Annotated in this window: 23 protein-coding genes, 1 pseudogene, 1 riboswitch and 1 other annotated feature; of the genes and pseudogenes, 15 read left to right on the top strand and 9 right to left on the bottom strand. The window is 44.0% G+C overall.

Annotated features, from left to right (window positions below):
* The first annotated feature begins 24 nt into the window (after positions 1–24).
* Positions 25–294, top strand: a complete 270-nt coding sequence (locus R7E00_RS13555) for a hypothetical protein (protein WP_005378190.1) — start codon at positions 25–27, stop codon at positions 292–294.
* A gap of 117 nt (positions 295–411) precedes the next feature.
* On the top strand, positions 412–1,716 hold the full coding sequence (locus R7E00_RS13550) for an inosine/guanosine kinase (protein ID WP_005378187.1): 1,305 nt from the start codon (positions 412–414) through the stop codon (positions 1,714–1,716).
* 127 nt (positions 1,717–1,843) lie between these two features.
* On the opposite strand, the gene R7E00_RS13545 is transcribed toward R7E00_RS13550, so the two are convergent.
* The gene (locus R7E00_RS13545; RefSeq protein WP_005378185.1) at positions 1,844–2,251 is read right to left on the bottom strand and encodes an H-NS family nucleoid-associated regulatory protein; all 408 of its coding nucleotides are present in this window, start codon (positions 2,249–2,251) and stop codon (positions 1,844–1,846) included.
* Positions 2,252–2,833: 582 nt separating this feature from the next.
* Positions 2,834–3,016, top strand: a riboswitch (Lysine riboswitch).
* A 109-nt stretch (positions 3,017–3,125) separates the two neighbouring features.
* Between R7E00_RS13545 and tet(35) the strand changes: the two genes are divergently transcribed.
* The 9 genes from tet(35) (at position 3,126) to hisIE (ending at position 12,273) form a co-directional block, all read left to right on the top strand.
* Positions 3,126–4,727 (top strand): tetracycline efflux Na+/H+ antiporter family transporter Tet(35), encoded by a 1,602-nt coding sequence (tet(35), locus tag R7E00_RS13540; RefSeq protein ID WP_005378182.1) that lies wholly within the window; start codon positions 3,126–3,128, stop codon positions 4,725–4,727.
* Positions 4,728–4,907: 180 nt separating this feature from the next.
* Positions 4,908–5,045 (top strand) — a sequence feature (His leader region).
* Positions 5,046–5,098: 53 nt separating this feature from the next.
* The gene (gene hisG, locus R7E00_RS13535; protein WP_005378180.1) at positions 5,099–5,995 is read left to right on the top strand and encodes an ATP phosphoribosyltransferase; all 897 of its coding nucleotides are present in this window, start codon (positions 5,099–5,101) and stop codon (positions 5,993–5,995) included.
* A gap of 5 nt (positions 5,996–6,000) precedes the next feature.
* Positions 6,001–7,293, top strand: coding sequence for a histidinol dehydrogenase (gene hisD / locus R7E00_RS13530; RefSeq protein ID WP_033905089.1), 1,293 nt, complete (start codon positions 6,001–6,003; stop codon positions 7,291–7,293).
* Positions 7,294–7,311: 18 nt separating this feature from the next.
* Positions 7,312–8,352, top strand: a complete 1,041-nt coding sequence (gene hisC, locus R7E00_RS13525; protein ID WP_017634689.1) for a histidinol-phosphate transaminase — start codon at positions 7,312–7,314, stop codon at positions 8,350–8,352.
* Between the two features lie 69 nt (positions 8,353–8,421).
* The gene (gene hisB, locus R7E00_RS13520) at positions 8,422–9,495 is read left to right on the top strand and encodes a bifunctional histidinol-phosphatase/imidazoleglycerol-phosphate dehydratase HisB (protein WP_262606125.1); all 1,074 of its coding nucleotides are present in this window, start codon (positions 8,422–8,424) and stop codon (positions 9,493–9,495) included.
* Between the two features lie 26 nt (positions 9,496–9,521).
* Complete coding sequence (hisH, locus tag R7E00_RS13515) at positions 9,522–10,136, top strand: imidazole glycerol phosphate synthase subunit HisH (RefSeq protein WP_005389830.1); 615 nt, start codon at positions 9,522–9,524, stop codon at positions 10,134–10,136.
* 12 nt (positions 10,137–10,148) lie between these two features.
* On the top strand, positions 10,149–10,886 hold the full coding sequence (hisA, locus tag R7E00_RS13510) for a 1-(5-phosphoribosyl)-5-[(5-phosphoribosylamino)methylideneamino]imidazole-4-carboxamide isomerase (protein ID WP_182038182.1): 738 nt from the start codon (positions 10,149–10,151) through the stop codon (positions 10,884–10,886).
* Complete coding sequence (hisF, locus tag R7E00_RS13505; RefSeq protein WP_262606124.1) at positions 10,868–11,641, top strand: imidazole glycerol phosphate synthase subunit HisF; 774 nt, start codon at positions 10,868–10,870, stop codon at positions 11,639–11,641. Before hisA ends, hisF begins: the two co-directional genes overlap by 19 nt.
* The gene (hisIE, locus tag R7E00_RS13500) at positions 11,638–12,273 is read left to right on the top strand and encodes a bifunctional phosphoribosyl-AMP cyclohydrolase/phosphoribosyl-ATP diphosphatase HisIE (RefSeq protein ID WP_053307441.1); all 636 of its coding nucleotides are present in this window, start codon (positions 11,638–11,640) and stop codon (positions 12,271–12,273) included. The genes hisF and hisIE overlap by 4 nt, the downstream gene beginning before the upstream one ends.
* Positions 12,274–12,548: 275 nt before the next feature.
* Here hisIE and R7E00_RS13495 read toward each other — a convergent pair whose 3' ends face one another.
* From R7E00_RS13495 to R7E00_RS13480, 4 genes are all read right to left on the bottom strand, one after another.
* Positions 12,549–13,079: a YchJ family protein gene (locus tag R7E00_RS13495; RefSeq protein WP_262606123.1), complete on the bottom strand. Its 531-nt coding sequence runs from the start codon at positions 13,077–13,079 to the stop codon at positions 12,549–12,551.
* An 80-nt stretch (positions 13,080–13,159) separates the two neighbouring features.
* Entirely contained in the window at positions 13,160–14,374 is a 1,215-nt protein-coding gene (locus R7E00_RS13490) for an EAL and HDOD domain-containing protein (RefSeq protein ID WP_053349504.1), read from the bottom strand.
* 98 nt (positions 14,375–14,472) lie between these two features.
* Complete coding sequence (gene lpxH, locus R7E00_RS13485) at positions 14,473–15,210, bottom strand: UDP-2,3-diacylglucosamine diphosphatase (protein WP_005389817.1); 738 nt, start codon at positions 15,208–15,210, stop codon at positions 14,473–14,475.
* Positions 15,211–15,270: 60 nt separating this feature from the next.
* On the bottom strand, positions 15,271–15,765 hold the full coding sequence (locus tag R7E00_RS13480) for a peptidylprolyl isomerase (RefSeq protein WP_005378156.1): 495 nt from the start codon (positions 15,763–15,765) through the stop codon (positions 15,271–15,273).
* A gap of 202 nt (positions 15,766–15,967) precedes the next feature.
* Between R7E00_RS13480 and cysS the strand changes: the two genes are divergently transcribed.
* Together cysS and R7E00_RS13470 are read left to right on the top strand one after the other, a co-directional pair.
* Positions 15,968–17,350 (top strand): cysteine--tRNA ligase, encoded by a 1,383-nt coding sequence (cysS, locus tag R7E00_RS13475; RefSeq protein WP_005378155.1) that lies wholly within the window; start codon positions 15,968–15,970, stop codon positions 17,348–17,350.
* An 87-nt stretch (positions 17,351–17,437) separates the two neighbouring features.
* Positions 17,438–18,016, top strand: coding sequence for a thymidine kinase (locus R7E00_RS13470; protein ID WP_005378154.1), 579 nt, complete (start codon positions 17,438–17,440; stop codon positions 18,014–18,016).
* Between the two features lie 60 nt (positions 18,017–18,076).
* Here R7E00_RS13470 and R7E00_RS13465 read toward each other — a convergent pair whose 3' ends face one another.
* The 3 genes from R7E00_RS13465 to R7E00_RS13455 are packed head-to-tail and all read right to left on the bottom strand — an operon-like array spanning position 18,077 to position 20,436.
* Positions 18,077–18,715, bottom strand: a complete 639-nt coding sequence (locus tag R7E00_RS13465; protein WP_017821723.1) for a YdcF family protein — start codon at positions 18,713–18,715, stop codon at positions 18,077–18,079.
* Positions 18,712–19,539, bottom strand: coding sequence for an NAD-dependent epimerase/dehydratase family protein (locus R7E00_RS13460; RefSeq protein ID WP_017634682.1), 828 nt, complete (start codon positions 19,537–19,539; stop codon positions 18,712–18,714). The genes R7E00_RS13465 and R7E00_RS13460 overlap by 4 nt, the downstream gene beginning before the upstream one ends.
* An 18-nt stretch (positions 19,540–19,557) precedes the next feature.
* Positions 19,558–20,436: a LysR family transcriptional regulator gene (locus R7E00_RS13455; protein WP_005378151.1), complete on the bottom strand. Its 879-nt coding sequence runs from the start codon at positions 20,434–20,436 to the stop codon at positions 19,558–19,560.
* 89 nt (positions 20,437–20,525) lie between these two features.
* On the opposite strand from R7E00_RS13455, the gene R7E00_RS13450 reads away from it, so the two are divergent.
* On the top strand, positions 20,526–20,972 hold the full coding sequence (locus tag R7E00_RS13450) for a PACE efflux transporter (RefSeq protein ID WP_005378150.1): 447 nt from the start codon (positions 20,526–20,528) through the stop codon (positions 20,970–20,972).
* 43 nt (positions 20,973–21,015) lie between these two features.
* Here the strand turns inward: R7E00_RS13450 and R7E00_RS13445 are convergent, their stop codons facing one another.
* Positions 21,016–21,249: a TIGR02647 family protein gene (locus R7E00_RS13445; protein ID WP_005378148.1), complete on the bottom strand. Its 234-nt coding sequence runs from the start codon at positions 21,247–21,249 to the stop codon at positions 21,016–21,018.
* 299 nt (positions 21,250–21,548) lie between these two features.
* Between R7E00_RS13445 and R7E00_RS13440 the strand changes: the two are divergent.
* Positions 21,549–21,718: pseudogene (locus R7E00_RS13440) on the top strand (formate transporter FocA); the annotation flags it as partial.

The raw sequence follows: 21,718 nt of genomic DNA, 5'->3' as shown, positions 1-21,718 counted from the left end.
CCAAAATCCAAGAGGAAACACCAAATGACAGAAGAAAACCAATTTATGCAAGAAAGTGAGTTGATTGAAATTGTTGAAAATCAGCTCGAAGATGGCAACCCGCTTAAAGTAAAAGAAACCCTTATGCGTTTAATGATGACTGGCACACCACGTGAAGATGCGGTTGCGATGATGGCATGTGCGATGTCAATTGAGATTTTTGATGTGATGAAGAATGAAGGTGAGTTCAACCTAAAGCGTTATAGCGAGCACCTTGAGCAACTACCAGATCTCAGCTTTATGGAAGGTGAATAAGCCACCTAAAAGAAAAAAGTAGTCAGCAAACGTTTGCTATAATCGCTTTTATTGCTGCTTTATTATTAGCGGTATAGAATCCGCTCTCCTTTTCATCCCCTTACTCAGACTGACAATATGAAATTTCCTGGACAACGCAAATCGAAGCACTATTTTCCTGTTCATGCTCGTGACCCGCTGGTGAGCCAAGCACAAGAAAGCAAGAAGATGACGCGCACTCACATCATTGGTATTGACCAAACCTTGGTTGATATTGAAGCAAAAGTTACAACGGATGTGATTGAAAAGTACGGTCTGAGTAAAGGTCACTCTCTGGTTATCGATGACGAAAGAGCAGAAGAGTTATACCAGCAACTGAAAGAAGAGAACTTGATTACCAATGAGTATGCGGGCGGTACAATTGGTAACACGCTACATAACTACTCCGTGCTAGCGGATGATCGCTCCACACTACTTGGAGTGATGAGCCAGGATATTAAGATTGGCAGCTACGGTTACCGTTATCTTTGTAATACATCAAGCCGCATGGACTTGAACTACCTACAAGGTGTAGATGGTGCAATTGGCCGTTGTTTTGCTCTTATCACAGAAGACGGTGAACGTACTTTTGCTATCAGCGAAGGGCAAATGAACCAACTCCATCCTGATAGCATTCCAGAGAAAATCTTTAAAAATGCATCAGCACTTGTACTGACGTCATATCTAGTACGTTGCAAAGACGGCGACCCAATGCCGGAAGCAACAATGAAAGCGATTGAGTACGCGAAAAAGAATGATGTGCCTGTTGTTCTGACTTTAGGCACAAAGTTTGTTATTCAAGATGACCCTAAATATTGGCAAGAATTCATTAGAGATAACGTTTCAGTCGTTGCGATGAATGAAGATGAAGCAGAAGCACTGACGGGGGAATCTGATCCACTTGCTGCGTCTGATAAAACATTGGAGTGGGCTGATCTAGTATTGTGCACGGCGGGTCCTGTAGGTCTATTTATGGCTGGGTATACGGAAGATAGCGCGAAGCGCGAAACTTCTTTGCCATTACTTCCAGGGTCAATTGCTGAATTTAATCGTTATGAATTTAGTCGTCCGGCGAAAAAAGACTCATGCGAGACGCCAATAAAAGTGTACTCGCATATCTCGCCATATATGGGTGGTCCAGAAAAAATTAAGAATACAAATGGCGCAGGTGATGCCGCGTTATCTGCTGTTCTTCATGATATGGCAGCAAATAAATACCATAAAGAAAATGTGCCTAATTCAAGCAAGCACAGTAACGAGTATTTAACTTACTCTTCTTTTTCTCAAGTCTGCAAATACGCAAACCGTGCGAGCTACGAAGTTCTCGTGCAACATTCACCACGATTGTCGCGCGGACTTCCTGAGCGAGAAGATAGCCTAGAAGAAGCATACTGGGAACGTTAATACGAAGCGGTTTAATTAACTATTCTGTAACTAAAGTAAAAGGCGCATTAAGAAATGTGCCTTTTTTATTTGTAATGGTTTAAATAAAAAAGGCTCCCTATGGGAGCCTTTTAAAAATAGCACGGATCTAGATTAGGAACTCATCCAGAGATTTACCTGCATCAAGTTGCTCTTGAATCGCCGAAGGTGTACGACCTTGGCCAGTCCAAGTTTTCTCATTACCGTTTGAATCTGTGTATTTGTATTTAGCAGGGCGAGGTGCGCGCTTCGCTTTGCCTTTCGTCTTAGTTTCGCCAGATAGCGCAGTAATAAGTGCTTCTACATCAATACCGTCTTGAGCGATTTTCTCAGCAATCTCTGCAAGCTTAGCTTCTTGCTCTGCTTGTGCTGCGCGTTCTGCTTCTTCTGCTTCACGACGCTCATCTACGACAGTAGTGAGTTTATCTAGAGCTTCTTCCAATTGTTCTAGAGTCAGCTCACGAGAAAATGCACGAAGGCTACGGATATTTAGAAGGGTTTTAGTCAGCTCTGACATAACGATTCCTATTAAAAGGTTAATGTGTTGGGCACTTTTTATCGTTACGATTAAATAATGCCAATCTATAAATAAACAAAGAGTCCTTATATTTAACTTTATCTTTTCCTTATGTGCAAATGCTAAATCAAGATTTTGTTTAAATTTGACTATTTTTTAAAGCAATTAATATTATTACACTCGAAATAAATCATTATTAGATGAGAACTAAAACCAACAATCATTATTGTATAGAGAGAGTGACAGCTTGGTTTTTTATAAAAAAATTTGAGTTATTACTTAAAAATATGAAGCATCCATCTTTAATGGTGTGTCATATATCCTTAATTTATTGATATAAGATAAACCATGATATTTCTAAGGTAGTAATAATGTTTCATAAATAACATGATTGATGTGATTTCAGTTGCACAAAACTTATGGAATTAGGCAAGGTTTATAAATTATCTCAGCCATTATTTATTTGTTTAATTTAGTTTGATGTGTTGCATTGACTCTCATCATAAGTACAATGGCTGCCACCTGATGCAATATTGCAGACAATTTGTTGTTAATTTGTACAGTTAGTGGTTAATTGTTTGTTGTTGCCGTAGAGGCGCGGTCTCGAAGAGTAGCTATTATTGGGGTGATGCCAATGAATAATAGTGGAAGGCGAAGATTGCCGAAGTAAGTAACTCATCAAAGTTACTTGCTGGGGTTGTATCTGAAAGGAACAACACTGCCATAGTATATATTCACATTAAACTATGGAGCGCTACTGTAGGGTTGGGTGGAGTGTTCGCTTCCCTGTCGCTAAGTTCAACATGAGCACGTATCGTATGCTACGTGACTTGTCTGCAGTAGATCTCTAGCCAAACTTTGGTTTTTGAAGATCATGAATTTAATAGATTTTTCTAGTTCTCCTGTTTCATTATTGCCACCTATTGTCGCTTTGACTTTGGCGATTTTGACTCGACGTGTATTAGTTTCCTTGGGTGTAGGTATCGTGCTAGGTGCGGTGCTACTTAATAGCTGGTCTATCAGCGACACCGCAGGTTACGTCAGTTCTCAAGTTTCTTCTGTCTTTATTGAAGATGGCGGAATTAACACTTGGAACATGAGCATTGTTGGCTTCCTAATCTTATTAGGTATGACAACAGCTTTATTAACGCTATCTGGCGGTACTCGTGCTTTTGCTGAATGGGCACAATCTCGAGTGAAGAGTAAACGCGGCTCCAAACTTCTTGCCGCCTTTTTAGGCGTATTCATTTTTGTCGATGATTACTTTAATAGCCTTGCTGTTGGTGCGATCTCTCGCCCAGTAACCGATCGCTTTTATGTGTCTCGCGCTAAGCTTGCGTACATTCTAGACTCAACCGCTGCTCCAATGTGTGTAATTATGCCTGCTTCTAGCTGGGGGGCTTACATTATTACTATTATTGGCGGGATCTTAGTCTCACATGGGATCACAGAGTATTCGGCTCTTGGCGCATATGTTCGTCTTATCCCAATGAACTTCTACGCCGTTTTTGCGCTGCTAATGGTGTTCGCTGTTGCGTGGTTTGGCCTTGATATTGGTAAAATGCGTGAGCATGAGATCTCTGCATCGCAAGGTCGTGGCTTTGATAAAGACAAAGAAAATGACTCGCAAGAAGCGCATGACCTAAACGAAGAGCTAGATATACGTGAAAGTGAAAAGGGTAAAGTGTCAGATTTGATACTTCCTATCGTAACGCTGATTATCGCGACTATCGCTTCAATGCTTTACACGGGTGGCCAAGCATTGGCTGCTGATGGTAAAGAATTTGCGCTTCTTGGTGCTTTTGAAAATACAGATGTAGGTACATCACTAATCTACGGTAGCTTGCTTGGCTTAGCAGTTGCACTGTTTACTGTTGTGAAGCAAGGTCTACCAATGGCTGAGATCGCACGTACACTTTGGATTGGTGCTAAGTCTATGTTTGGTGCGATTCTAATCTTAGTATTTGCCTGGACCATTGGTTCTGTTATCGGTGATATGAAGACTGGTACTTACCTTTCGACAATGGCGCAGGGAAATATCAACCCTCATTGGCTCCCAGTTATCTTATTCCTGCTGTCTGGCCTGATGGCCTTCTCAACAGGTACTTCATGGGGTACGTTCGGCATCATGCTTCCAATCGCCGGAGACATGGCTGGTGCAACAGACGTAGCGCTAATGCTACCGATGTTGAGTGCGGTTTTAGCTGGTGCGGTATTCGGTGACCATTGTTCACCAATCTCAGATACGACTATCTTGTCATCGACGGGTGCACGTTGTAACCACATTGATCACGTATCAACACAGCTACCTTATGCATTATCAGTCGCGCTTGTTTCATGCGTCGGCTTTATTGCCCTTGGTATGACTGCTTCAATTGCGTTCTCGTTCATTGCAGCGTCGATAACATTCGTTATCGTTTGCGCTATTTTGTCATGGCTTTCAAAGTCTAAAATAGCGTCTTGCCAAAGTGCGTAATTCACTGATTTAAAAAGTAAATTTATAGGAGGCTTCGGCCTCCTTTTTTATTTGTATTATACAATTCGAATTTTTTTAAAATTAAGGGTTGAAAAAAGTAATCAGCTTGGTTAGTGTGGTTGGTAACAAAGCAAATGAGAAGAGCCTTGAAATAAGTATGCGTAATTTTGTAATGAACATTCATCACCATCATCACCCAATCTAGTCTTTCGGGCGATGTACGCATACCCGGGAGGCAGGAAACTCCCGGAGGTAAAATCAAAGTAAAAGCAGATTTTAAACCCTCGGGAGACTTCAATCTCCCGAGGGTTTTTTAGTTTTATTAGTTTGAAAAATACTTAGATATCAAAATCTTGCATAGGGACAAAGCAATGCAAACACAACGTTTAAGAATCGCAATTCAGAAAAAAGGTCGTCTTAGCAAAGAGAGTCAAGCTCTACTAAAACAGTGCGGCGTAAAGTTCAACGTAATGGGCGAGCGTTTAGTTGTCCATTCTGAAAATATGCCAATTGATTTACTCTTGGTTCGTGACGACGACATCCCAGGTTTAATTATGGATGGCGTGGTTGACCTTGGCTTTATTGGCGAAAATGAACTAGAAGAAGTTCGCCTTGACCGCAAAGCATTAGGTGAACCCTGCGAGTTTGTTCAGCTTCGTCGACTTGATTTTGGTGGCTGTCGTTTATCTATCGCAATCGACAAGGACGAAGAGTACAACGGTCCACAAGACTTAGCTGGCAAGCGTATTGCTACAACGTATCCTCAACTTCTAAAAGCGTACATGGATGAAGCCGGCGTTCCATTCTCTACATGTATGCTGACAGGCTCTGTAGAAGTTGCGCCTCGCGCGGGTCTCGCTGATGCTATCGCTGATTTGGTTTCTACAGGTGCAACACTGGAAGCGAACGGCCTTAAAGAAGCTGAAATTATCTTCAAATCAAAAGCGACATTGATTCAACGCACAGGTGAGTTCGACGCAGACAAAGTGGCGCTAATCGAAAAGCTGTTAACTCGCATGCAAGGCGTGCAGCAAGCGAAAGAATCTAAGTACATTATGCTTCACGCCCCAGCAGAGAAGTTAGATCAAATTAAAGCACTACTGCCAGGTGCTGAAGACCCAACTGTTCTTCCTCTTTCTGCAGATAAGCAGAAAATGGCTGTTCACTTAGTGAGTTCTGAAAACCTATTCTGGGAAACAATGGAACAGCTGAAAGAGTTGGGCGCAAGTTCAATTCTCGTTCTACCAATTGAAAAAATGATGGAGTAAGCATCATGAGAACAGTCGTTTGGCAATCATTAAGTGAGAATCAGCAAGACTCTATTTTGGAGCGCCCTGCTATTGCAGAAGGCGCCAATATCACCACTGCTGTGGCCGAAGTTATTGCTAAAGTTCGAGAAGAAGGTGACTCTGCTCTTATTGAGCTGACAGAAAAGTTTGACCGTGTTAAGCCTGAATCCATTCGTGTTTCTTCTCAGGAAATTAAGGCAGCGTCAGAGCGTTTGTCAGAGTCAATGAAGAGCGCACTAGAGCAAGCTTACGCCAATATTTCTAAGTTCCACAAAGCGCAAAAGCCGCAACCGATCAAGGTGGAAACGCAGCCAGGTGTTCTTTGTGAACAAGTAACACGTCCAATTCAAAAAGTGGGTTTGTACATTCCTGGTGGAAGTGCGCCTTTGCCATCGACTGTTTTGATGCTCGGCGTTCCTGCAAAAATTGCAGGTTGTCGTAAAGTCGTTCTTTGTTCTCCACCGCCAATCGCTGATGAGATCCTTTATGTCGCGAAGCTGTGTGGCATTGATGAGGTGTATAACGTCGGTGGTGGCCAAGCAGTTGCTGCAATGGCTTATGGCACCGAGACTGTATCGAAAGTAGATAAGATCTTTGGTCCGGGCAACGCTTACGTGACCGAAGCAAAACGACAGGTTAGCAATGATTTCCGCGGTGCTGCGATTGATATGCCAGCAGGGCCATCAGAAGTTCTTGTGATTGCCGATGAAACCGCAGATGCAGACTTTATCGCTGCGGATCTTTTGAGCCAAGCGGAACACGGTCCTGATTCTCAAGTGGTATTGGTGACTCCTTCTCCTGTGATTGCTGATCAAGTGACGGATGCGGTTCAACGTCAGCTTAAGGAGCTATCTCGTGCAGACATCGCAGAAAAGGCTCTGGCATCAAGCTTGATCATTATTTCCGAGTCGATGACGCAGTCAGTTTCTATTTCCAATTACTACGGTCCTGAGCACTTGATTGTTCAGACTAAGAACCCTCGTGAGCTTCTACCTCTACTTGATAATGCAGGCTCTATCTTCCTTGGGGATTGGTCGCCTGAATCTGCGGGAGATTACGCGTCGGGGACTAACCACGTCCTTCCTACTTACGGTTACACACGTACTTATTCAAGCTTAGGTTTGGCGGATTTCTCTAAACGAATGACGGTTCAGGAGCTTTCTGCTGATGGTTTAAAGAACCTTGCACCAACGGTAGTCACGATGGCTGAAGCGGAAGGTCTGGACGCTCACAAACGTGCTGTTACTATCCGCGTAGAAAAATTAGCAAGTAAGTAAGAATAAGAGAGTAATGAGATGGAAAAGCTAGCGCGTAAACAAGTCCAACAGCTTACCCCTTATATGTCGGCTCGCCGAATCGGTGGTACGGGTGACGTATGGCTAAATGCCAACGAATCACCATTTAACAATGAATACAAAACAGACTTTGCTCGTCTTAATCGTTACAGCGAATGCCAACCGAAAGAACTGATTTCCGCTTACGCAGCGTATGCGGGTGTTAAACCAGAACAAACACTGACTTCTCGCGGCGCAGACGAAGGTATTGAGTTATTAATTCGTGCATTCTGTGAGCCGGGTGAAGATGCGATTCTTTACTGCCCACCAACTTACGGTATGTACGCCATCAGCGCTGAAACCATTGGTGTTGAGCGCAAAACCGTGCCGCTAACCTCAGATTGGCAACTCGATCTTGCAGGCATCGAAGCTAATCTGGATAACGTGAAGCTGGTTTTTGTATGTTCGCCAAACAACCCAACGGGTAACTTGGTTAAGCGTGAAGACATTGTGTCTCTGCTTGAGATGACAAAAGACCGTGCAATTGTGGTGATGGATGAAGCGTACATCGATTTTTGTCCAGAAGCGTCAACGGTAGACCTACTGGCGCAATACCCGAACCTTGCAATTCTGCGTACTCTGTCGAAAGCTTTTGCGCTTGCAGGTCTGCGTTGTGGATTTACGCTTGCGAACGAAGAGCTTATTAATGTACTTCTTAAAGTTATCGCACCTTACCCAGTCCCAGTTCCAGTGGCAGAAATTGCGACTCAGGCGCTTTCGGAAGCTGGTTTAGCGCGAGCGAAGTTTCAAGTTCTCGATTTGAATGCAAACCGTGCTTACTTGCAAGTTGGCCTTTCAATGATTCCGGGCTTGGAAGTGTTTGAAGGGTGGGGGAACTACCTATTGGTGAAATTCCCAGATGGCGATGACCTTTTCAAAGCGGCTTGGGATACGGGCATTATTTTGCGTAACTCGCCAATTGAGAACTGTGTACGTATCAGTGTTGGTAACCGCGACGAGTGTGAAAAAACGCTTGGATTTATTAGAAACTACTACGCATAAGTAGAGACAAAATTAATCGCTCTCGCTCAATAGCGGGAGCGCCAAAAGAATAGCAATAAGGAAGTTCGAGTGAGCAAACAACAAAAAATCCTCTTTATCGACCGTGATGGCACCTTAATTGTTGAGCCGCCGATTGATTTTCAAGTAGACCGTTTAGATAAACTAAAACTGGAGCCATTTGTTATCCCAAGCCTGTTGTCGTTGCAGGATGCAGGATACCGTCTAGTGATGGTCACGAACCAAGATGGTTTGGGTACCGACAGTTACCCACAAGAAGATTTTGATGCACCACACAACATGATGATGGAGATCTTTGAATCTCAAGGTGTGAAGTTCGATGACGTACTGATTTGTCCTCACTTTGATGAAGACAGCTGCTCTTGCCGTAAGCCTAAATTGGGCTTGGTAAAAGAGTACCTTCAAGGTGGCAAAGTGGATTTCCAAAACTCTGTTGTGATTGGCGATCGTCAAACCGATCTTCAACTTGCAGAAAATATGGCAATTCGTGGTATTCAATACAACCCAGAAACCATGGGCTGGAAACAGATCCTAAAAGATCTCACAGTGAAGGCGCGTGTTGCTGAAGTCGTTCGAACCACAAAAGAAACAGACATTAAAGTATTCGTTAACCTTGACGAGCAAGGCGGTAACGATATTTCTACAGGTCTTGGCTTTTTTGACCACATGCTGGATCAAATTGCGACGCACGGTGGATTCCAAATGGTGTGCAAAGTGGAAGGTGACCTGCACATTGATGATCACCACACAGTAGAAGATACCGCTCTTGCGTTGGGTCAAGCGTTGAAAGAAGCACTGGGTGACAAGCGTGGTATTGGTCGCTTTGGCTTTAGTTTGCCAATGGATGAGTGTTTGGCGCAATGCGCACTAGACCTATCAGGTCGTCCTTACCTTAAGTTCGACGCGCAATTCAGCCGTGAGCAAGTGGGTGATCTTTCAACAGAGATGGTAGTTCACTTCTTCCGCTCTCTGACTGACACATTAGCATGTACGTTGCACCTTTCTTCTGCGGGCAACAATGATCACCACATCATTGAAAGTCTATTTAAAGCGTTTGGTCGTACGTTACGCCAAGCAATCAAAGTAGAAGGCACTGAGCTACCAAGTAGTAAAGGCGTGCTTTAAGGCTAACGTTAGCAAGGAGAAAAACAGTGACAGAACAGAAAGTTGTCATTATCGATACTGGCTGTGCCAACGTTTCTTCGGTGAAGTTTGCCATTGAACGCCTAGGCTATGACGTAACGATTTCAAAAGATCCGCAAGTCGTATTATCGGCAGACAAGCTATTCCTACCGGGTGTGGGAACCGCCAGCGAAGCGATGAAGAACCTAGAAGAGCGCGATCTGATCAGCTTGGTAAAACAGGTAGAAAAGCCATTACTAGGTATCTGTTTAGGCATGCAACTGTTGGGCAAAGTGTCTCAAGAGAAAGGGCAGAAAGCCGACGAGTTGGTTGAGTGTCTTGGGCTTTGTGATGGCGAAGTGAAGCTACTACAAACTGGCGATTTGCCGCTGCCGCACATGGGTTGGAACACGGTCTCTGCAAAAGCAGGTAATCCACTTTTCAAAGGTATTGAAGAAGGAGAGTATTTCTACTTCGTGCACAGCTTTGCGATGCCAGTTGGGGATTACACGATTGCGGAATGCGAGTACGGCAACCCGTTCACAGCAGCAGTACAAAGCGGTAACTACTACGGCGTGCAATTCCACCCTGAGCGTTCTTCAAAAGCGGGCGCGAAGCTTATTCAAAACTTCTTAGAATTATAAAAGGGATTTAGTGTGATTATTCCAGCTCTTGATTTAATTGAAGGACAGGTGGTTCGCCTTTATCAAGGTGATTACGGCCAAGTAACCGAGTACAAAGTCGACCCAGCAGAGCAATTCAACTTGTATCACCAAGCGGGTGCTAACTGGCTGCACTTGGTGGATTTAACTGGCGCGAAAGACACGACAGCACGCCAACTTGATTTGATTGCAACGCTACTAGCAAGCACGCCAGCGAACATCCAAATCGGTGGCGGAGTGCGTACCGAGCAAGACGTGATTGATCTGCTAGAAGCGGGTGCTCAGCGCGTTGTGGTTGGCTCTACAGCAGTAAAACAGCCAGAGCTTGTGAAAGGTTGGATGGAAAAATACGGCTCGGAGAAAATCGTTCTCGCGCTAGACATCAACATCGACCAAGACGGCACACGTAAAGTAGCGATCTCTGGTTGGCAAGAAGACTCAGGCGTGACTATCGAAGCTCTGATCAACGATTACCTAACGGTAGGTTTGCAGCACGTGCTTTGTACGGACATTTCTCGTGACGGTACGCTAGAAGGCTCAAACGTAGAGCTTTATGTCGACCTATGTAAACAGTACCCACAAGTGCAGTTCCAATCTTCAGGCGGCATCGGCTCATTAGCGGATATCGAAGCACTAAAAGGCAGCGGTGTGGCTGGCGTGATTGTTGGTCGCGCGCTGTTAGATGGTAAGTTCACAGCAGAGGAGGCATTTGCATGCTGGCAAAGCGAATAATTCCATGTCTTGATGTCCGTGATGGACAAGTGGTAAAGGGCGTTCAGTTCCGCAACCACGAAATCATTGGCGACATCGTTCCTCTGGCACAGCGTTATGCGGAAGAAGGCGCTGACGAGCTTGTGTTCTACGATATTACCGCTTCAAGTGATGGGCGTGTCGTTGACAAAAGTTGGGTCGCTCGCGTTGCTGAAGTGATTGATATTCCCTTCTGTGTCGCTGGTGGTATTAAATCAGCGGAAGATGCAGCGCGCATTCTTGAGTTTGGTGCAGATAAGGTATCTATTAACTCTCCTGCCTTGGCGAACCCTCAGTTGATTACTAACCTTGCTGATAAGTTTGGTGTGCAATGTATCGTCGTTGGTATCGATTCATACTACGACAAAGAGACGGGCAAGTATCAGGTTTACCAGTTTACTGGTGATGAAGAACGCACCAAAGCGACCCAATGGGAAACGCGTGATTGGGTGCAAGAAGTACAAAAACGCGGCGCTGGTGAAATCGTACTGAACATGATGAACCAAGACGGCGTACGTAACGGTTACGATATTGAACAACTTAACATGGTGCGTGAAGTGTGTAACGTGCCATTGATTGCATCGGGTGGGGCAGGTGCTATGGAGCATTTCGCAGAAGCCTACCAAAAAGCAAATGTGGATGGCGCGCTTGCCGCATCGGTATTCCACAAACAAGTCATCAATATTGGTGAACTAAAGCAGTATTTGAAACAACAAGGCATTGAGGTACGACTATGAGTGTGAAAGCCGCCGAAGTAAGTTCGCTAGTTGAGCGAATCAACTGGGAAAAGGTGGATGGTCTGGTACCTGCTATCGTACAAGATTTCCAATCAAGCCAAGTGCTGATGATGGGTTATATGAACCAAGATGCGTTGGCAAAAACGGGCGAAACAGGTCAAGTGACGTTTTTCTCTCGTACCAAGCAGCGTCTTTGGACGAAAGGTGAGACCTCCGGCAACGTATTGCAACTAGTGAACATTCAGCTCGATTGCGACAACGATACGCTACTGGTGAAAGTGAATCCCATTGGTCCTACGTGTCACTTGGGTAACACAACTTGCTGGGATGTGGACCCTCAAGAGGAGTCACAAATGGTGTGGCTTCATCAACTTGAGCAGCTATTGGCTGCCCGCAAGAGTGCCGACCCAGATTCCTCTTATACTGCCAGTCTTTATGCCCGTGGCACCAAGCGTATTTCGCAAAAAGTGGGCGAAGAAGGCGTTGAAGTCGCGCTTGCGGCGACGTCGGGCGATAAGGCGGAGTTAGTGTGTGAATCTGCAGATTTGATTTATCACTTAATGGTATTGCTTCAAGACCAAGGCTTATCGATGAATGACGTAGTGAACAAACTGAAAGAGCGTCATAAGTAAGCTTGCGATAAGTGAAAGCCCCTATGCTCTCGAGCCTAGGGGCTTTTTACTTTAGTGTTCTTGATTCGGGGCAAAAACCGGCAACAGTGCTGGTGGCGATTAGATTCTGAATCACGCTCGTCCCTCGCTGTTCAGAATGACGGTATATTTTCTAATGGTACTTGCAGTAGAGTTATTTACTTCAAATAGGTACATATATTCACGTCACTCCAACGAACCTAGGCGAAGTCAAGAATCCAATTAAATCGAGCTCAATAAGCTAGGAGTGGATGATCTTACCCACAACACTTCTTAAATTTCTTACCGCTTCCACAGATACACGGGTCGTTACGACCTACTTTTAGGCTACTCACTGGTTGGTTTAGGCGAGGATCTTGTTCTGGTTCTTCTTCTAGCTCTTCTTCTTCTAGCTCTTCTTCTGGAAACGTGCCGTCAATGTAGTACCAAAGCCCATTTTCTTTCACGAAACGAGAACGCTCTGTCATACAGTAGCGTTTGCCGTCTTCATCAAAATAAGCGCTAAACTCTACAAAGCCTTCATTGTCATTACTGCCAGCTTCTGTTTTTACAACTTCAAGTTTGCACCAATCGCTGTCGATAGATTGGGCAATGCCTTCACGTTGCTCTTCTGCATTACAGATTGGATGATAAGTGTTGACCACGTAATCGACTAGACCTAACACATGCGCACTGTAACGAGAGCGCATTAACTGCTCTGGAGTGGTGACGTCAGCATGGTTGTTGTGGGCAATTTCACAACACTGCTGGTAGGTGCGGTTAGATCCGCAAGGGCAAGAAGAAGCCATAAAATGAAATCTCGATTAATTAAGCGGTAAAAACAAACAACCTCACAATTGCGAGGCTGGAGGTGAGGCATTATAGCGGTTTAGGGCGTTTGAGACAGCAGTTCTTGAGCCCATTCCGTCGATTGATTAAAAGCGTCTGCTAATTGAGGTTCGGTTAATTTAAGAACGGTGCAATATCGCTCGGCTAACTCCCAGTCCGCTTGTTCGTAGGCGATCGTCATCGAAAGTAAGTGACCAAGTACGCCTTTTCGACTGGTTAATGCGAGTTTTATATCTTCGTCAACGGGGATATCTTCAATGACATCCGAGAGCGGTTGATCGAGCAAAGATCCGAGCAAAGAAAACATGCCTGTCAAAAAAGCCTGCCCAGGGTCATACCTAGTGTTCATTTGACTAAGTAGCAGTTCACACATTCGTGCACGCTGAATCGCTAAAGAGTAAAGAGAGTCAGGTTTATCTTCTTGAACGGAGGCAATTGCAACTAAGGAAATAAAGCGTCGTAGTCGCTCTTCACCCAGATAAATAAGCGCCTGTCTGAACGATTTGATCTTAGTCGTTAATGTATAGCCTGAATTAACGTAAGTAAGCAGCTTGTATGACAGCGTCACATCAATCGAAAACAGACGTTCAACCTCATTGAAGTCGATGGGCTTATCTGCAATCTCTTTACAAAGCTGGATGACGGTAAGAAACGCGGGGTTCAACCGCTTTTTCTGGATCATCTCAGGTTTGCTAAAAAAATACCCTTGAAAATAGTTAAAACCGGCTTCTAGAGCTTGCTCAAACTCTTCATAGGTCTCTACCTTTTCCGCAAGAAAGTCGATTTTAAATGGGCTCAACGCCTGAATAAAAATGGCAGCTTTCTTAATCGGCACAAGTCTAATATCAAACTTGATCATGGAAACGTATGGAAGAAAACGCTTCCAAGCTTTCGTCGGAACAAAATCATCCAGAGCAATTCTGTATCCGCACTCATGAAGGTGCTTGATGGCTTCTAACAGTTCTTCTGTCGGTTCGCAGTCTTCAAGGACTTCAATGACGAGAGATTCTTTAGGGAACAAAGTTGGGACCAAGTTCACCAAGCTTTGATGCGGAAAGTTAACAAAGCCAAGTTTGTTTCCTAATGTGTTGTAATGCGTCGATAAAAAATGATCGGATAGCAGTCGACTAGTAGCCAGCTCTGGTTCTACTTCAGGGAAGGTATTTTTAGGGCCGTCTCGAAAGAGGAGTTCGTAACCTATGGTTCGTTTTTCTCTATCCAGAATCGGTTGGCGAGCTACGTAAGAATACTTCAATTAGGTACTTCGTTCTGTTTAACTTAGTATTATGATAATAGCGATTTTTTACAAAATATCTACGACTTGAGCGTGAATCTTCTACGCGCTCTACATGCTTAACGCAAATTCTGTATGAACGGTCTCGTTTGTAGGTCAAAACTATCAGAATTTACTTTTAAAACTGAGCCTTGCGTATACCAATCCCCTAAAACAATTCGGGTCTTTTTAACGCCATCGACGTCAAAAAAATGTGTGTTCGGGCGATGTGTGTGACCATGAATCATTAAGTTGACGCAGTTCTGAGACATCACTTTCTCGACCTCATTTTGGTTGACGTCCATGATATCTAATGACTTGCTCATTTTATCATCACGAATATCGGATTGAACTTTTGAGACAATTTTCTTCTTAATGAACCAAGGAATACGGTTAAACAACCATTGTAGCCATGGCTTGTGAACGGTTTTTCTAAACTCTTGGTATTTCACATCGTCAATGCAGAGCGTATCGCCATGTAGGATTACGGCTTTTTGACCATAAAGATCAATCGTGCAGACATCGTCGAGTAATGTCATACCGGTTTCTTTGCAAAAGCGTTTGCCGAGTAAAAAATCTCGATTGCCTTGGATGAAAAAAGTTGGCACACCCGCATCCGTCAGTGCTTTAAATTCTGCACGGATTTGGTCTGCAAAAGGGGTGTTGTCATCGTCACCAATCCAGAATTCAAACAGATCGCCGAGTACATAAAGTGCATCAGCTTTTGTTGCTTCTGTTCGCATGAACGTCACAAAACATTCCGTGATATCAGGACGTGATGGGGTAAGGTGAAGATCGGAAATAAATAATGTCGTCATAGAAATAAGGGGAAGCTATGCCTCCCCATTAACTTATCTTTTAAAAATAATTCCTAAGAATTACTCTTCAATTGTTGTACCAGTGATTACTACGTCTTCTAGAGGTACGTCTTGGTGCATGCCGTAAGAACCAGTGCTAACGCCTTTGATCTTATTTACGATGTCCATGCCTTCGATTACTTCACCGAACACACAGTAACCCCAACCGTCTAGGCTTTCGCTACGGAAGTCTAGGAATGTGTTGTTGTTTACGTTGATGAAGAACTGAGAGCTTGCTGAGTGCGGCTCCATAGTACGTGCCATAGCAAGTGTACCCACTTTGTTGCTAAGACCGTTGTTTGCTTCGTTCTTGATAGGTGCACGAGTCGCTTTTTCACGTAGACCAGACTCCATACCACCACCTTGGATCATGAAGCCGTCAATTACACGGTGGAAAAGCGTGTTGTCGTAGAAACCGTCGCGGCAGTACTGAAGGAAGTTTGCGCTTGTCTCTGGCGCTTTCTCTTCGTTTAGTTGAATCTTGATGTCACCAAAATTAGTGTGAAGGGTGATCATGCTACTTTCCTTTACTGTGTTGTGTTGAGCCCGAGATTCTAGCCTAAGTTCTAGTGCTTTAAAAACTCAGGAAGAGGAAATTCTTCGTTTTGTGCTTGAAGTTTAGCCGATTATCGTTTTATCGGTTAATTGCTATTACCTAACTAGGTTGGAGTTGATATACTCATCTTCTTTTATTCATTCACAATCATAGATAGAGATCATGTTAAAGATATATAACACACTCACAAGACAGAAAGAGGAATTCAAACCAATTACAGCTGGCAAAGTCGGTATGTATGTCTGTGGAGTTACCATCTACGATCTCTGTCACATTGGTCACGGTCGTACTTTCGTCTCTTTTGACGTTGTATCACGTTACCTTCGCTACTTGGGCTATGATCTGACGTTTGTACGTAACATCACAGATATCGACGATAAGATCATCAAACGTGCCGCAGAAAATGGTGAGTCTTGCGATTCATTGACTGAGCGTTTGATTGGTGAAATGCACGCTGATTTTGATGCGCTGAACATGAAACGTCCGGACGTTGAACCTCGTGCGACACAGTTTATTGCTGAAATCATCGAATTGGTTGAGAAGCTAATCGAGCGCGGTTTTGCATACGTTGCAGATAACGGTGACGTAATGTTTGAAGTAGGTAAATTCAACGAATACGGCAAGCTTTCTAAGCAAGACCTTGATCAGCTTCAAGCTGGCGCGCGCGTTGATATCGAAACAGCAAAACGCAGCCCTCTAGACTTTGTACTTTGGAAGATGTCAAAGCCGGGTGAACCAACGTGGGAGTCACCATGGGGTCCAGGTCGTCCAGGTTGGCACATTGAGTGTTCAGCAATGAACTCTTCAATCCTAGGTAACCACTTCGACATTCACGGCGGTGGTTCTGACCTTCAGTTCCCACACCATGAAAATGAAATCGCACAATCATGCTGTGCACACGATACACAATACGTGAACACATGGATGCACAGCGGCATGGTAATGGTAGACCGTGAGAAGATGTCTAAATCTCTAGGTAACTTCTTTACTATCCGTGACGTTCTTGGTCACTACGATGCTGAAACAGTGCGTTACTTCCTAATGTCTGGTCACTACCGTAGCCAGTTAAACTACAGCGAAGATAACCTAAACCAAGCACGTGCTTCGCTTGAGCGCCTGTACACATCTCTACGTGGTTTAGACCTAAACGCGGCGCCTGCTGGTGGTGAAGAATACGTATCTCGCTTCACTGCAGCGATGAACGATGACTTCAACACACCAGAAGCATACTCAGTACTGTTCGACATGGCGCGAGAAGTTAACCGCCTGAAGACAGAAAACCTAGAGAAAGCGAGCGAACTCGGTGCGCTAATGCGTGAACTAGCTGACGTGATCGGTATTCTTCACCAAGATCCTGAAGCCTTCCTAAAAGGTGATGCGGGTAACGATGATGAAGTGGCTGAAATCGAAGCTCTGATCAAGCTGCGTAACGACTCTCGTGCTGCGAAAGATTGGGCGAATGCAGATATGGCTCGTGACAAGCTGACCGAAATGGGCATTGTTCTGGAAGATGGTCCAGAAGGCACAACGTGGCGTCGTAAGTAATTGAATTTTCATTTTTAAGGGGCTGATAATTCAGCCCTTTTATTTTCCATTTCCATAAATTAAAACTTTAACTTTAGGTAATGCTCTGTGGCTCAGATGTATTTCTATTACTCAGCAATGAATGCGGGTAAATCAACAACGCTTCTTCAATCCTCTTTCAACTATCAAGAACGCGGCATGACGCCAGTTATTTTTACGGCTGCGCTAGATGATCGTTTTGGTGTCGGTAAAGTGAGCTCTCGTATTGGTCTTCAATCTGACGCACATTTATTTCGTCAGGATACCAATTTGTATCAGGAGATCGCAGCTCTGAATGAGGTTGAAAAACGTCACTGTATTCTTGTTGATGAGTGTCAGTTCTTGTCGAAAGAACAAGTTTATCAACTTACTGAAGTCGTTGATAAGTTGCATATTCCAGTATTGTGTTACGGCCTTCGCACCGATTTTCTAGGCGAACTTTTTGAAGGCAGTAAGTATCTATTATCTTGGGCGGACAAGCTGGTTGAGCTCAAAACAATCTGCCATTGCGGCCGCAAAGCGAATATGGTTATTCGTACCGATGAACACGGCGTGGCAATTAAAGAAGGCGATCAAGTTGCGATCGGCGGTAACGATAAGTATGTCTCCGTATGCCGCCAACATTACAAAGAAGCGCTCGGTAAATAAGCCGTATTGATACATAAAAGCCACCGAACTTGGTGGCTTTTTGTTGTCGGTTAGAAAAAGTTAGACTAAGTCAAAACCAAACCGCTCGAGTAAAACCTGGTAAGAAGATTCGACTTGCTGAGGGATGTTCTGCTCGGTTTGAAATCCTTTCTCTGGATAGCTTTTTACGCGAGAGAAATCTTCCATTAGTGCTTCTAGCACCATCATTAATGGCATGTCTTCATTAATGTATTCAAAAAATGGAAGAGCCGCAGAGCTTACTTGGAGCTGAGTGTAGGGTGACTGCCACTGTTTTTCAAATGTCGCGATTGCTCTACGCTCCATAAACGGTTTTTGTACCAGAATAAACGAGGAACATTGTTTTCCTTCCTCTTTTAATCGTTGCTCAGTAAAGCGGACGTTTTCTCCGCTGTTTGTGGATTTAGTCTCGAGCAAAATTGCTTTGCTTGGAACGCCCGACAACTTTGCAATCTCGGCAAAGGTTTCTGCTTCGCTTTTTTCAAACAGTCCATCTGTGAAGCGACCTTCACCCCCTGAAAATACAATCAAAGGTGCCAACTTTTGGTGGTAGAGCTTGGCAGCGTGCTCCGCTACACGCACATCATTACTGCACATCACAAACAAACAGTCCGCAGGCTTCAGTTCATGTTTAAGTTGCATGTAATCCCAAAGCGTTTCTATATGTCTATAGAGTCTCATAGCGCATCCAAAGTTGAATTGAAGTGAAATCGATAACCAAGTGAGAGTAGTTTGTCAGCAAGAATACGCTTGTCAGCTTGCTCTGTGACGGGTGGAAGAGGTATCTCACTTCCGATTTTGTTTATGGCAGCTTGGTAGAACTCAGCCTTGCTGACAGTATGAGGTGTCGTAACATTAATGACTTGGTTGCTTAAATTGCCTAAGGCAAATTTCGCAGCCGAGACAGCATCATCTTGATGAAGCATATTAGCTGGTGCTTTACGACTAACTTGTTGAAGCCTTGCTGCAAAGCGAGATGGGTGTCTATCTGGCCCGATTAATCCGCTACAACGTAGAATAACAAAGCTAATATTCGAGTCGATAACATGCTGCTCTGCTTGAAGCATAATACGTGCATTGTCAGAGAAATAAGGGCTTTCGGCTGCTAAAGAGATTGACGCGTCAGCTTCTTCCATATCGGAAGCAAGGTTAGGGTAAACCGTTGTAGAGCTGATCATGAGAAGTTTTTCAACGTTGTTTTGCTTAGCTGCGTTGGCAAGTATTTGCCATTGCTGTGCATATTCTTGACCGCGTCCTTTACGAAATCCTGGAGGAAAAGCACCGATAACGTGCGTAATTTGATGCTGTTTGAGCAGCTCATCTAGCCGTGCTGTGGCGTTCAATTGATTGAAATCGAACAATGCGGAGTGAGTTAATGAGGTGGGTAACTCTTTTAATCGAGTTTGGCTACGACGAGTGACAACAACATAGTGTCCATCTTTCATCAATGTTTCTGCTAGCGGAGTTCCGAGCCAGCCTGCACCTACGATCAATGTATTTGCCATTTGGGTCTTCCTACTTACTTATGTCTGCCCGAATAGGTTGAGCAGTTCTGCTTTGGCTTGTTGATGGAGGGGATCTGAATGCCATTTCTGGTGCTGAATAAGGTCAACATTGACTTGCCAAGCCAGTTTTGTGAAATCATCCCCAACTTTTTTTAATGTATTAGGTGAATACGCGACTAAATGCTGTGGTAGAAAGCACCAACCAAACCCTTTATTCGCCAATTCCAACAAAATATAGTAGTTATCAGCGTACCAGATATCTGGGCTAAATGCTTGATTGAGACCACATGGCTCTGCACTTTTGGATCGTATGACCAATTGACGATGTTGTTTTAGTTGATCAATGTGAGTGATTTGCTGCTTTGCTAAAGGATGTGTTGAAGAGACATAGACATCAAATGCAATATTGCCAAGATTGGTGAAATCGATGTGCCTTGGCATTTGTAAATCACTCAAAATAATCCCAGTCGTGGCGCGTTCCGACTTAACCAATTCAATGATATCAGGGCTTGATGCCGTTAAGCATTCAACTTGTAAGTGTGGAAAGCGTTGCTCTAACTTCTTTAGCACATCCGGCAAGCGAGTCAGAGGAATCCCTTCATCAATAGCTAAGACTAATTTGTTCGTTGGCGTGGAAAAGAGCTGCGATGCCCTATTGTTTAGGCGGTCGAGTTGGCTGATTGTTGCTTGTGCATAAGGTACGAGCGCGAGGCCATTCTCAGTTAATTTAGGGTACCTGCCTGATCGATCAAAAAGCTCAACGCCACAGTCGATCTCCATATTCATGATGTGCTGGCTCACTACAGATTGAGCTCGCCCCAGTTTTCTAGCTGCTCCTGAAAATGATCCTGCTTCTGATGTAGCAATAAAAGCTTGCAGTTGTTCGATGGTAAACATATCGCTTAAACCGATGGTATCTAACTTTTGGTTATCTAAATAATAGATAAAATTCTAAGCATTGAGTAGAACTATTTGGACAGAGAAATATGACTCGTAACGAACGAATTTTTCATGCAGTACTTTTTGAGTTAATCGCACTCGCGATTATTGTACCAGCGGCTTCATTGATCACTGGAAAGGGCTCTAGTGATCTTGCGTTGGTTGGGGTCGGGTTGAGCATGTATACCGTGATATGGAACTACATCTACAACTTGTACTTTGATAAGTGGTTTGGTGGCAATCGAGCTGAGCGAAGTTTAGCGATGCGGCTTGGACACACTGTTGGTTTCGAGGGAGGATTGATCTTTATCTCTCTACCTGTGATTGCCTGGTTCTTAGAAATTACGCTTCTTCAAGCTCTGATGCTGGAAGCCGGCTTCCTCGTTTTCTTCCTATTTTATGCTACTGGTTTTAACTGGTTGTATGACAAGGTTCAACCATTTAGCAAAATGAAAAAGCGATTATTGCCGCAGGCATCGACAGGAAAAATATAGGACTAAAAAACGCCACCGAGTTCGGTGGCGTTTTTTGTTCAAATTACACAGACAAAACTCTTAAAATCTTATCTGCATGTTCTGCAACTTCAATGCCTTCGTCTGTTAGATAACCACCGTCAGGCTGTGTACAAAGTTGCTTCTCATATAGACGAGCAACGGCTGCCTGCATTTCTTCTGACGCGTCTGTATGAACTTTAATACCAGTTGCAGCACTACTTAGGTCGAACTGAAGAAGTAGATTCAATTCGGCGATATGTTCAGCTGAATATTTCATAAATGATTCCTTTGCGCTTTTTTTACCAAGCTAGTCTGAAAAGTAGCGTTGGGCAACATTCAACGACAAGAAGTGTTAAGTATGGCGCTATCAGGCTGATATAACGCAGGATCTTTGTTCGAAAGGCCGAATACTTGTTAAGTATCAATGATACTTACGGTAGCGAATGATAGGCGCTATTTATTGCTTGATCTCCCAATAACAACGATTTTAGTAAACACGCCAAATAGCACTTGAAAAAATAGGGAAATAGAGCGATTATCCGCGCCTCTTTAAATGTTTCTAAATGTTACACCAGAATGAACTTTAATCAGTTTGACTCACTATTACCGCCACAAGCTGCGGAACGCGCGGCTGAAGTGGGGGTAGGCAAAGCAACGAAAGCTCCAATCAAATCTTTTCTGCTCGCCATTTCTGCGGGGCTTCATATTGGTATTGCTTTCATCTTCTATACCACAGTAACGACAGG

This window comes from Vibrio sp. Vb1755, from assembly GCF_033338635.1.
Lineage (GTDB): Bacteria > Pseudomonadota > Gammaproteobacteria > Enterobacterales > Vibrionaceae > Vibrio > Vibrio alginolyticus.
The sequence above is the reverse complement of the archived record's forward strand: the minus strand, read 5'-3'. Positions and strand labels throughout refer to the sequence as shown.